The sequence below is a fragment of the Methylobacterium sp. GC_Met_2 genome (genome assembly GCF_026540795.1).
In the GTDB taxonomy this organism is placed as follows: Bacteria; Pseudomonadota; Alphaproteobacteria; order Rhizobiales; family Beijerinckiaceae; genus Methylobacterium.
Genome location: NZ_JALNUM010000165.1, coordinates 1 through 10,658, shown reverse-complemented (window position 1 = coordinate 10,658; position 10,658 = coordinate 1). Strand labels below are relative to the sequence as shown.

Sequence of the window (10,658 nt, the reverse complement as noted above, 5' to 3'; positions counted from 1 at the left end):
CCCCCTTTGGGGGCCACCCTCCCCCGCAGAGGGGGGAGGGAGATGCACGGAGCCGACCGCCTGTTCTCCGGGAGCGACCGTCATGAGCACTGACGCCTCCTCGAAAACACCCTCCAGCGCGGCCGCATCCCGCCCGGCTGCCGGGTCCGGCCTCGGCACCGCGCACCTGCCCGGCATCGGCCTGTGCGCGGCGATCACCGCCGTGGCGATGGCCGCGCAGGCGCTGGAGGAGCGGGCGACCGGCCATCCCTACGTCGAGGCCCTGGTGCTCGCGATCCTGCTCGGCATCGCGGTGCGCACCGCCTGGACGCCGGACGCGCGCTTCCGCACCGGCATCGCGTTCTCGGCCAAGCAGCTCCTCGAGGTCGCCGTGGTGCTGCTCGGCGCCTCGCTGAGCCTCGGGGCGATCCTCGCCTCCGGCCCGGCGCTGCTGGCCGGCATCGTCGGTACCGTGGTGATCGGCATCGCGGCGAGCGTGGCGATCTGCCGGACGCTCGGCCTGCCGGCCCGGATGGCGATCCTGGTGGCCTGCGGCAACGCCATCTGCGGCAACTCGGCGATTGCCGCGGTGGCCCCCGTCATCGGTGCCGAGCCGAAGGACATCGCCGCCGCGATCGCGTTCACGGCCGTCCTCGGCGTGCTGATGGTGCTCGGCCTGCCGCTGTTCGTGCCGCTGGCGGGCCTGAGCGACAATCAGTACGGCGTGCTCGCGGGCCTCACGGTCTACGCCGTGCCGCAGGTGCTGGCCGCCACCGTGCCGGTGAGCCTGCTCTCGACCCAGGTCGGTACCCTGGTGAAGCTCGTGCGCGTGCTGATGCTCGGCCCCGTGGTGGTGGCGTTCTCGCTGATCGCCCCCCGGCTGCCGCAGGCGGCCACCGACCCCTCCGGCCCCCGTCCCGCGCCGGCCCGGCCCGGGCTGACCAAGCTGGTGCCGTGGTTCATCCTCGGCTTCCTGGCGCTCGCCACCCTGCGCTCGCTGGGTCTCGTGCCGGACGCCGCCGTGAAGCCGCTGACCCAGCTCGCGGGCGTGCTCACGATCCTGTCCATGGCGGCGCTCGGCCTCGGCGTCGATGTCCGCGTGCTGGCCCGGGTGGGCGGCCGCGTGACCCTGGCGGTCACCGCCTCGCTCGCCGTCCTCGTCGCGGTGAGCCTCTGCCTCATCCACGGGCTCGCGATCCGGTAGGCGCCGGCTGGCCGACCCAGTATCCTCCCCCGGGGGGCCGACCGAGCGACTGGAGCGACGAGCGATGACGCGCGATTCCGACGATCCGCCGGCCCGGCGGCGCTTCCTCGTCCAGGGCGCGGCCGCGGCGGCGGCCCTCGTGGGCGGACGCGCCCGGGCGGAGGAGGCGGCGCCCCCCGCCATCCCGGACGGGATGAAGACCCCCGGCGCCGATGTCGGCAGCCAGACCTACGGCACGCCCTCGCGCTTCGAGGCGGACGTGATCCGCAACGTGCCCAAGGGCCTCAAGCAGTACACCTCCGCGTCGAGCCGCACGCCGCTCCAGGAGCTCGACGGCATCCTGACGCCGAACGGCCTGTTCTACGAGCGCCACCACGGCGGCATCCCCGACATCGACCCCGCCCGGCACCGGCTGATGATCCACGGGCTCGTCGAGACGCCGCTGATCCTGACGATGGACGACATCCGCCGCTTCCCGTCGGAATCGCACATCTACTTCCTCGAATGCTCGGGCAATCCGGGCTTCGAGGCGATCAAGGGCAAGACGGCCTCGGACCTCGTCGGCCTCGTCAGCTGCGCCGAGTGGACCGGCGTGCGCCTCGCCACGGTGTTGCGCGAGGCCGGGCTCAAGCCGGAGGCGCAATGGGTCGTGGCCGAGGGGGCCGACGCAGCCGCCCTCACCCGCAGCATCCCGATCGACAAGTGCCTGGACGATGCGCTGCTGGTCTACAGCCAGAACGGCGAACGGCTGCGACCGCAGCAGGGCTACCCGCTGCGGGTGCTCCTGCCCGGCTTCGAGGGCAACATGAACGTGAAATGGCTGCGCCGCCTCAACGTGACGGCGGAGCCGGCCTATTCCCGCGAGGAGACGTCGAAGTACACGGATTCCATGCCGGACGGCACGGCGCGGCAATTCACCTTCCTGATGGAGGCGAAGTCGATCATCACCCGGCCCTCCGGCACCCAGCGGATCGCCCCCGGCTTCCACGAGATCAGCGGCATCGCCTGGACCGGGCGCGGCAAGATCCGGGGCGTGCAGGTCACGACCGACGGGGGCCGGACCTGGCAGGACGCGGCGCTGCAGGAGCCGGTCCTGACCCGGGCGCTGACACGCTTCCGCCTGCCCTGGACCTGGGACGGCCAGCCAACGACCATCATGAGCCGGGCGGTCGACGAGACCGGCTACGTGCAGCCGAGCTTTTCGGATCTGACCGCCGTGCGCGGGCTTAAGTCCTTCTACCACAACAATGCGACCGTGCCCTGGCGCATCGCGGGCAGCGGCGAGGTGAGCAATGGCTACGCGTAACACCCGCGTGCTCGCGGCTGCATTGCTCCTGCTGGGCTCCGTCGGCGCGGGGCGGGCCGCGGAGCGCTACGGCATCGGCCGGGCCGCCACCGCGGCCGAGATCGCCGCCTGGGACATCGACATCGACCGCGACGGCCGGAAGCTGCCCCCGGGCAGCGGCAGCGTCGCCCACGGCCGGGACGTGTTCGCGGCGCAGTGCGCGTCCTGCCACGGGGCCCGCGGCGAGGGCGGGATCGGCGATCCGCTGGTCGGCGGCCGGGGCAGCCTGGCCTCGGCCAAGCCGCTCAAGACGGTCGGCAGCTTCTGGCCCTACGCGCCGACCCTGTTCGACTATATCCGCCGGGCCATGCCGATGAACGCCCCGGAATCGCTCAGCACCGACGACGTCTATGCGGTCTCGGCCTACATCCTGAACCTGAACGGTCTCGTGCCGGACGAGGCGGTGCTCGACGCCCAGGCGCTGGCCGCGGTGCGGATGCCGAACCGCGACGGCTTCGTCCCGGATCCCCGGCCGGACGTCCGCTGACGGGGGGCTGTGACTCCTGGGCGCTTATCGAGAGCGCTGGCCAGCACCCGACGCCCCTCCCTCGCCCCTCTGCGGGCTTGCGGATTCACACAACGCCGGATGGCTTGAGCGCCGGCGTAGGGACGGAGAACCCCTCGCCCCGCCTGCGGGGAGAGGGCCGCGTCTCCCCCTCGTCGGGGAGCGCGGCGAGGCGGCAGCCGAGGGTGAGGGGCGGTTCAGGCGAGCCCCTCCGGAATCGCCCCCGCACCGCCGCTGCGGCTTAGCCTTCGCTTCCCGCCCGGACGACGGGGTCCGTGCGGGCCTCTCCCCGCGCGTGGGGAGAGAGGAGGAACCTGCGCTCAGGCCTGAGATGTTTGAACAGTCAAGCCGTCGGAGGAGCGAGGCGCCAAACCGGGATCGTTCGCACTGCTCATCCACCGTTCAGGCAGCGGGTCCGATATTCGTCACAGCCAAGCTATAGACCAGTATTTCTGAATTGTAACTGCAGACATAATTTGAAAAACCTGAGGCAAGCTGGGCCATTTGAAGATTAAAGTTCCCTGAATGTATAATTCAGAACCGATTAAATCCGGAGCGCCTACCAGCGCCATCCGAAGGCGATGAGATGCGTCTCACCGTAGCCCGTCCCCGGATCGGCACGGTGAAGCGCAGGACCCCGCGGGGCCGCATCGCGCACGGCACGGGGTGCAACCACATGTCAGGGAGCAAAGACGAGCGGGCGGTCCCCAGCGCCGCGCGGGCCGAGACGGCCGGGTCGGTCGTTGCGTTCCCCTCGCGACAACGCCCCTGCGCGCGTCAACGCGAGATCGATGCTGCAGCCCGGGAGCGGATCGGGCGCGGCCTGCGCCTGCACTACGCGGACGTCCTGTCCCTTCCGGTCCCGGACCGGCTCCTGACGCTCCTCGACGCCCTCGCCGACACGGAGGCCCAGCCATGACCCTGATGCTCCAAGCCGTTCCCGCGGGGAGTGGAACCGGCGCGGCCCCGACGGGCGCCGACCCCGAGATGCGCGACCTCCTGCTGGGCGCGATCCCGGCCCTGCGGGCCTTCGCGTTCTCGCTGACCTATGATTTCGACCGCTCGGACGACCTCGTGCAGGACACGCTGGTCCGGGCCTGGATCAACGCCGCGAGCTTCCGCCGGGGCACCAACCTCACGGCGTGGCTGTTCACGATCCTGCGCAACCTGTTCTACTCGGAGCAGCGCAAGCGCAAGCGCGAGGTCGAGGATGCCGACGGGGTCCATGCCGGCCGGCTGACCAGCCTGCCCGAGCAGGAGGTCCGGATGGAGATGGCGCAGTTCCAGAGCGCCCTGAACCAGCTCCCGGCCGCCCAGCGCGAGGCGCTGGTCCTGGTCGGCGCCCAGAGCTTCACCTACGAGGAGGCGGCGGCGATCTGCGGCGTCGCGGTCGGCACGATCAAGAGCCGGGTCAGCCGGGCCCGGGTCCGGCTGATCGAGGCGCTGGGCATGGAGGGGACGGACGATATCGGCACCGACGCGCAGACCCGGGCGGCGCTCGACGGGGGCTGAGCGGCCTCACTTGATCAGCCGGACGACCTCACGGAAGCGCGGATGCCGGGCGGTGCCGAGCCACTCGAACACCACCATCTCGGTGGTGACGATCTCGGCGCCGTGGGCCGCCATCCGGGCGAGCCCTGCGTCCCGGTTCCCGGTCTTGCGGGAACCGACCGCGTCAGCAACCACGTAAACGCGGCGGCCGGCCTCCCGCAGGCCGATGACGGTCTGCAGCACGCAGATATGCGCCTCGCAGCCGGTCACCACGCAATCGTGGTCGTCCGGCAGGCGGTCGAGAAAGCCCGGGGCCTGCACGGCGCCGAAGCTCATCTTCGGAATGGCCGTCCCGGGCTCGGGGGCGAGCTCCGGCACCGTCGTCCCGAGGCCCCCGGCATTCTGCTCGGTGACCAGCACCGGCACGGCGACGAGTTTCGCGGCGGCGGCGAGACGGCCGGTGTTGGCGATCACCTCGGCGCCCGCCGCGATGGCCGGCATCAGCCGGACCTGGACGTCGATGACGAGGAGTACGGAGCGGGCGGGGTCAATCAGCGGCATCGGTCGCGACAAACTCTCAGAGCCTGTTTGATGGGATCGAGTCCTGGTTTCGAAAGGTCGGGACCTTTCGCGGGTCCGGGGCAGTGCCCTGGTGAACATCTCGGGGCCAGATCTCAGGGCTCTGCCCTGAGAACCCGCCAAAGGGCTGGCCCTGTGGAATCCCGAGCAGAGCAGGCTTTCAGTACGTAGTGAACAGGCGCGCCACCGCCTCCGGCTCCGCCGTGACGGTCAGCGCCAGGGCGAGGAGGATCCGGGCCTTCTGCGGGGTCAGATTGTCGGCGCTGAGGATGCCACGCTCGCGCAAGCGGGTGGACAGGGGCACCACGCCGCTCCCGGCCCGGGTCGACATCACCACAACGATCCCGGCAGCGGCCGCAGCCTCCAGGGCCTCGGCCTCGCCGGGCGGGACCATGCCCGGGGCGAGCCCCGCCGCGACGAGGCCCCGTGCCCCCGCGGCCCGGAACGCCCGCACGGCGGTGCCGTCGGCATCGGCGTAGCCATAGGCGATGTCGACCCGCGGCAGCGCGGTCAGATCCCGGATGTCGAAGGGCGTGCCCGGCGCGTGCGCGCGCTCGGAGCGCCGGTAGTACCGGACATGATCGCCGTCGACCTGGCCGAGCACCCCGAAATCCGGCGTCCGGAAGGTCTGGAGCCGGGCCACCGAGGTCTTGGTCACCTCGCGGGCCGCCTGGATCTCGTCATTGAGCACCACGAGGACGCCGCGTCCGCGGGATTCGGGCGCCGCCGCGGTGCGCACCGCCGCCACGAGGTTGAGCTTGGCATCGGTCGACAGCGCGCTCATCGGGCGCTGCGAGCCCACCAGCACCACCGGCAGGTCGACCGTCAGGGTGAGGCTGAGTGCGTAGGCGGTCTCCTCCAGGGTGGCGGTGCCGTGGCCGATGACGGCGAGGTCCGGGTGATCGGCCGCAAGGCGCGCGCACAGGCCGACGAGGGCGCGCCATTCGGCGAAGCCGATCGCCGGGCTCGGCACCGCCTGGAACGGGACCGGCACCATCGCGGCCACGCTTGCCAGCTCCGGGACCGCCGCCAGGATGCCGCCGGCCTCCAGGCGCCGGCCGGTGGCACCGTAGTCGAGGATGTCGAGGGCGTCGCGCCCGAGGGACGCGATCGTGCCGCCGGTCCCGATGAAGGCGACCTTGGGCAGCCCGCGTTCCGCCATCATCCCTGCCGCCATGCCGAGCCTCCCGGCCGTCCCCGGCCTCGCGAATGCGGGTGGACGATGCCGCGGCGCGAGGCCCCGGTCGACCCCGCCCGGCGCAGGCGGGCGATGCGCCGGACGATGGGCGCAGCGCCGGGAGGCGACCGCGTCAGCTCCGGAAGTCGACCAGTAGGGCCGAGATGCGGGAGCTGCCGCTGCTGCCGCTCGCCCCGTAGCCGACGCTGGGCGACTGGCTGTTCTGGAGTTGCTGGAGGAAGCCGGCCAGGAGATCGTTGGTCGACGACGTGTCGGCGCTGCTCGACGAACCGGAGGTGCCGCTGCCGGAGGCGCCGTCGGGGGGCGGCGAGCCCGGCGGGGGTCCCGGCGGCGGGCCGCCCGCACCCGAGACGCCTCCATCCGCTGCGTCGGCGGTCTGGGTGCTCCGGCCGTGGCTGGCGAACAGGGTCTTCAGCTCGGTGGCCTGATCGTCGGTCAGGCTGCCGCTGCTGACTTGATCGGCGATCAGGCTGTCGACCCGGTCCTTCATGGAGGACGGGTCGAGCTTGGCCTCGGTGCCGCTGCTGGCGTTCGCGCGGTCCGCCGACAGGCCGGAGTCGATCGACGACAGGGCGCTGGTCAGGGCAGTGGCGTCGGTGCTGCTGAGGGTGCCGGCCGACAGCGCGCTGCTGATCGTGTCGGCCATCCGTGTCTGCGGGCTGTCCTGGGTCGACCGTCGCGGCGCGTAGAGCTGCGACGCCGTGGTGGAACTGATGCTGCTCATGGAAACGCTCGGGGCACGGAACTGCCGGAGTCGACCGGCGGCGGGTCCGTGTGCAATTTACCCACGTAGTCCTTAAGGATGCGTTTCCCGGCGAATCTGCAATTGAGGTGGTTGTGACATCGTCCGGAGCGGTTTCGACCGCTCCATTGGAAAAGCGCGATGCGTTCGGCTCGGCGGATCGATCGAACAGGCCCTGCCGACAGGATTCACTCAGGGCGTGGCGGCCTTTCCCGCCTCCGGCCCGGAACCGGCCGGGACGCGCGCCCGGAGCGCCTCGGCCAACTGTCCGAATGTCGTGCTCCGCGTAACGAGCGTGTCGAACGCCTCCTTGGAGAGGATGAGGAATCGGGGGGCGGCCGGTCTCGCGTCGCTGGTCATGTCGCGGCGGAACCGCAGCCATCGATCGGTGTCGAGCTTCAGCCAGAAATCCCCATCCGGTCGAATGAACGGCCCACCGAGGATGTCGGCGATCACGATATCGGACGTATAGGTCGACCCGCCGAAGAACGGGTCGGGCTCGCCGTCGTCCAGGGCGCAGGCCGGCGTCTGCCGCTCCACCGGCTTCGGCCGCAGGGTGACGATCCTGAACGAGCGCCCTTCGTAAGCGCTTTCACCCGGCGACGGAAACGCCGTCCGGACCCAGACCGCGCCGGTCAGCGGGTTGGCGCTGCATTTCGCGGAGCCGCCTGCGTCGATCCGGACACTGTCCATCGCCGAGATCGTGAGGCCGGCGATCGCCTCATCCTTGGGTGTCGCTACGGGATCGACCGGCGCCACCATCCAGCGCAGGTTGAAGGCCTCGGCCGCCGTCAGCCGCCGGTCGAGGAAGGGCGGCTGACGGCGGCCGCTCGAAGATCTCCGAGCGCAGCCAATCCGGCAGATCGCCGTAATAAACGATCTGGCCGTTCCTCCGGGCCCAGAGCGGTTCGGCGCGGGATGCATCCAGCACCCAGAGGTCGGGATCAAGGAACGGCGAGCGGCGGCCGCTCCCATCGAGCCAAGCGAGAAACCGCTCGACGACGTCCTTTGGAAAGGTGACCTCTTCCAGCCTTCTGGCCGCCTCGGCGCGCTTGCAATCGAGCGTTCGGCACTGGGGACCGGGATCGGCAGCGTTCGCCTTGACGACCGCATCCCATTGTCGTTCGGCCTCGGCGGCGTCGCGGGGAAAATCGTTCAAGAGGGTCAGGTAGGGGCGCCACGCATTCATCCGGGTGGCGACCAGCCGTCCGAGATCCGCCGCATTGTTGGCCGAGCAGGTCAACGCCTCGAACGGATCGGCAGGCTTCGGATCGGCAGGCTTCGGATCGGCAGGATTGGCGCACGCGACCGTGCTCTTGATGCGGGCCAGCCTCTCCCGATAGGCCTCTTCGAGGCAGGCCGCATCGCGACAGCGATCACGCGTCGCCTTGAGCCAGAAGCGCTGATCCTCCGTGATCCTCTTGTGATCGTCGCGGACCGAGACCGCGCGCTTGTACGCCGCGTTGAGCCGTTGATCGGCCTCCGCCAGTCCCGGATCCGCGCAGATGATCGCCTCGACCGCAGTCGAAACCCGCGCACTCCATCGCCGATGCGGTCGACATGCAGGTCAGGACCGAACCGGCAAGCAGAAGCAGCAGCCGCGCAAGCAACCTATGACCGTCCACGTCGTCGTCCGATCGTGATCGTCTGCGGTTCGTCAGACGCCTGCGGCCACGCGCAGCGGCGCCGCCGTCTCGCCCAGGCGCACCGTCGGCGCGGCGTGCGTGTACAGGCCGCGATGCTTCGGATGGGGCGCGAGCCGGTCGGTCAGCCCGATCACCGTCTCGGCCGCGCCCAGAAGCAGAGCCCCCTCCGGCGCGAGCTGGGCGGCGAGCCGCGCCAGCACGTCCGATTTCGTCGGCGCGTCGAAGTAAATCAGCACGTTGCGACAGTAGATGATGTCGAACTGGCCGAGCATCGTGAAGCTTTGCAGCAGGTTGAGCTGGCGGTAATCCACCATGTTGCGCAAACTCTGGGCGATCTGCCACTGCTCGCCGACCTGATTGAAGTACTTGATCAGCCACTGCACCGGCAGGCCGCGCTGGACCTCGAAATGGCTGTAGAGCCCGGCCTTGGCCTTCTCGATCACCTCGGTGGAAATATCGGTGGCCACGATCTCGACCTGCCAGCCCGGCATCCGGGGCGCCGCCTCCTGCAGCAGCATGGCGAGCGAGTACGGCTCCTGGCCCGTGGAGGAGGCCGCGCACCAGATCCGAAGCCGGCGGCGGCTGGCATTGCGGATCAGCGCCTCCGGCAGCAGCGTGTCGCGGAACAGGTCGAACGGGATCCGGTCGCGGAAGAAGAAGGTCTCGTTCGTGGTCATCGCCTCGACCACGCTCCGCTCCAGCGCCCCATTCCGGCCGAGCTTGAGCGCGCTGATCAGCTCGCCAAGGCTTCCGAGCCCGCAGCGGCGGCAGATCGGGGTCAGCCGGCTCTCCACGAGGTAGCGCTTCTCGGCGGTCAGCGCGAGGCCGGAGCGCTGCTTGAGGAAGCCGCGCAGGAATTCGAATTCGAGTTCGGTCATGCCGGCTGACCCGTGATTATGGCGCGCAGAGCCGTCGCGAGGTCCGGCAGCGGCAGGACCGCCTCGGCGAGGCCGGCCCGGGCGACGCTGCCCGGCATCCCCCAGACCGTGCTGGTCGCCTCGTCCTGGGCCAGGACCGGGCCGCCGGCGTCGGTGAGCGCCCGGGCACCGTTGGTGCCGTCCGAGCCCATGCCGGTGAGGATCACGGTGACGGTGGCGGCGCCGAACAGGACCGCCGCGTCCTTGAACAGAACGTCGACCGCCGGCCGGCAGAAATTCACCGGCGGCCCGTCGGTCAGCTTGATGATGGGTCCGTTCGGGCCCGCCACGAGGCCCATGTGGCGGCCGCCCGGGGCGACATAGATCCGGCCGGGCTCGACCCGCTCGTCGGGCTTGCCCTCGGCGGCCTGGATTCCGGTGCGGGTCGTCAGGTGCTCGGCGAACACCGCGGTGAAGATCGGCGGCATGTGCTGCACGATCAGAACCGGCAGGCGTCGGAGCGTCGCCGCGCCGATCCCTTCCAGCATCTCGCCCACCGCCCGGGGCCCGCCCGTGGAGGAGCCGATCAGCAGGGCGCGGGGCGCCGTGCGGCTGCGAACCTTCGGCCGCAGGGTGAAAGGTGTCGGCGCGCGCGGCGCGGCTGGGGCCGCATGCGCCGCCACGGGGGCGGCGGGCGCCGGATGGGCCGCCGGCGCGAGGGCGGAGGCCGGGCGCCGGATCCGGGCCCGGGCCGCACCGAACACGCGCACGCGCTCGATCAGCTCGGCCCGGAACACGTCCGAGGTGGTGACGCCGCGGCTGCTCTCGGGCTTGGCGATGTAGTCCACCGCCCCGAGGGCGAGGCATTTCAGCGAGATGTCGGCGTTGCGCGTGGTCAGCGTCGACATCATGACGACCTGCACGCTCGGGCTCATGGCCAGCATGCGCGGTAGCGCGGTCGTGCCGTCGAGTTCCGGCATCTCGATGTCGAGCAGGACCACGTCCGGATCGTGCTTGGCCATCATTTCGATGGCGATCCGCCCGTTGGAGGCGGTGCCGACCAGCGTGAAGCCGGCCTCGCCGATCCAGCGGGCCACGAGGCCGCGCACCAC

The 10,658-nt window shown here is 70.9% G+C and carries 12 protein-coding genes; 5 read left to right on the top strand and 7 right to left on the bottom strand.

Features of this window, described 5'->3' with window-relative positions:
- Positions 1-82: 82 nt before the first annotated feature.
- The 5 genes from OXS49_RS30980 to OXS49_RS30960 all read left to right on the top strand — a co-directional run bounded on the left by OXS49_RS30980 (position 83) and on the right by OXS49_RS30960 (position 4,545).
- Entirely contained in the window at positions 83-1,183 is a 1,101-nt protein-coding gene (locus tag OXS49_RS30980; RefSeq protein WP_267428425.1) for a putative sulfate exporter family transporter, read from the top strand.
- 64 nt (positions 1,184-1,247) lie between these two features.
- Complete coding sequence (gene soxC, locus OXS49_RS30975) at positions 1,248-2,489, top strand: sulfite dehydrogenase (RefSeq protein WP_267428424.1); 1,242 nt, start codon at positions 1,248-1,250, stop codon at positions 2,487-2,489.
- Complete coding sequence (locus tag OXS49_RS30970) at positions 2,476-3,015, top strand: cytochrome c (RefSeq protein ID WP_244001787.1); 540 nt, start codon at positions 2,476-2,478, stop codon at positions 3,013-3,015. Before soxC ends, OXS49_RS30970 begins: the two co-directional genes overlap by 14 nt.
- Positions 3,016-3,709: 694 nt before the next feature.
- On the top strand, positions 3,710-3,952 hold the full coding sequence (locus tag OXS49_RS30965; RefSeq protein WP_267428423.1) for a NepR family anti-sigma factor: 243 nt from the start codon (positions 3,710-3,712) through the stop codon (positions 3,950-3,952).
- Complete coding sequence (locus OXS49_RS30960; RefSeq protein WP_244001783.1) at positions 3,949-4,545, top strand: sigma-70 family RNA polymerase sigma factor; 597 nt, start codon at positions 3,949-3,951, stop codon at positions 4,543-4,545. Before OXS49_RS30965 ends, OXS49_RS30960 begins: the two co-directional genes overlap by 4 nt.
- 6 nt (positions 4,546-4,551) lie before the next feature.
- On the opposite strand, the gene OXS49_RS30955 is transcribed toward OXS49_RS30960, so the two are convergent.
- From OXS49_RS30955 to cheB, 7 genes are all read right to left on the bottom strand, one after another.
- The gene (locus OXS49_RS30955) at positions 4,552-5,085 is read right to left on the bottom strand and encodes an isochorismatase family protein (RefSeq protein WP_267428422.1); all 534 of its coding nucleotides are present in this window, start codon (positions 5,083-5,085) and stop codon (positions 4,552-4,554) included.
- Between the two features lie 178 nt (positions 5,086-5,263).
- Positions 5,264-6,280 carry an asparaginase gene (locus tag OXS49_RS30950; RefSeq protein WP_267428421.1) on the bottom strand — a complete coding sequence of 339 codons (1,017 nt, stop codon included), beginning with the start codon at positions 6,278-6,280 and terminating at the stop codon, positions 5,264-5,266.
- A 133-nt stretch (positions 6,281-6,413) separates the two neighbouring features.
- A complete protein-coding gene (locus tag OXS49_RS30945; RefSeq protein ID WP_267428420.1) occupies positions 6,414-7,025 on the bottom strand; it encodes a hypothetical protein in 612 nt (203 codons plus the stop codon).
- A gap of 210 nt (positions 7,026-7,235) precedes the next feature.
- Positions 7,236-7,805: a hypothetical protein gene (locus OXS49_RS30940; RefSeq protein ID WP_267428419.1), complete on the bottom strand. Its 570-nt coding sequence runs from the start codon at positions 7,803-7,805 to the stop codon at positions 7,236-7,238.
- Complete coding sequence (locus tag OXS49_RS30935) at positions 7,765-8,202, bottom strand: hypothetical protein (protein WP_267428418.1); 438 nt, start codon at positions 8,200-8,202, stop codon at positions 7,765-7,767. The genes OXS49_RS30940 and OXS49_RS30935 overlap by 41 nt, the downstream gene beginning before the upstream one ends.
- 498 nt (positions 8,203-8,700) lie before the next feature.
- On the bottom strand, positions 8,701-9,567 hold the full coding sequence (locus OXS49_RS30930; protein ID WP_267428417.1) for a protein-glutamate O-methyltransferase CheR: 867 nt from the start codon (positions 9,565-9,567) through the stop codon (positions 8,701-8,703).
- Positions 9,564-10,658 (bottom strand): chemotaxis-specific protein-glutamate methyltransferase CheB (cheB, locus tag OXS49_RS30925; RefSeq protein WP_267428416.1); only part of this gene is annotated, 1,095 nt, incomplete at its 5' end. The genes OXS49_RS30930 and cheB, both read right to left, overlap by 4 nt.

What these genes read in the sequence shown, in the direction of transcription:
- OXS49_RS30980 (WP_267428425.1), top strand. Translation starts at nt 83, where the DNA reads ATGAGCACTGACGCCTCCTCGAAAACACCCTCCAGCGCGGCCGCATCC.
- soxC (WP_267428424.1), top strand. Translation starts at nt 1,248, where the DNA reads ATGACGCGCGATTCCGACGATCCGCCGGCCCGGCGGCGCTTCCTCGTC.
- OXS49_RS30970 (WP_244001787.1), top strand. Translation starts at nt 2,476, where the DNA reads ATGGCTACGCGTAACACCCGCGTGCTCGCGGCTGCATTGCTCCTGCTG.
- OXS49_RS30965 (WP_267428423.1), top strand. Translation starts at nt 3,710, where the DNA reads ATGTCAGGGAGCAAAGACGAGCGGGCGGTCCCCAGCGCCGCGCGGGCC.
- OXS49_RS30960 (WP_244001783.1), top strand. Translation starts at nt 3,949, where the DNA reads ATGACCCTGATGCTCCAAGCCGTTCCCGCGGGGAGTGGAACCGGCGCG.
- OXS49_RS30955 (WP_267428422.1), bottom strand. Translation starts at nt 5,085, where the DNA reads ATGCCGCTGATTGACCCCGCCCGCTCCGTACTCCTCGTCATCGACGTC.
- OXS49_RS30950 (WP_267428421.1), bottom strand. Translation starts at nt 6,280, where the DNA reads ATGGCGGCAGGGATGATGGCGGAACGCGGGCTGCCCAAGGTCGCCTTC.
- OXS49_RS30945 (WP_267428420.1), bottom strand. Translation starts at nt 7,025, where the DNA reads ATGAGCAGCATCAGTTCCACCACGGCGTCGCAGCTCTACGCGCCGCGA.
- OXS49_RS30940 (WP_267428419.1), bottom strand. Translation starts at nt 7,805, where the DNA reads ATGGTGGCGCCGGTCGATCCCGTAGCGACACCCAAGGATGAGGCGATC.
- OXS49_RS30930 (WP_267428417.1), bottom strand. Translation starts at nt 9,567, where the DNA reads ATGACCGAACTCGAATTCGAATTCCTGCGCGGCTTCCTCAAGCAGCGC.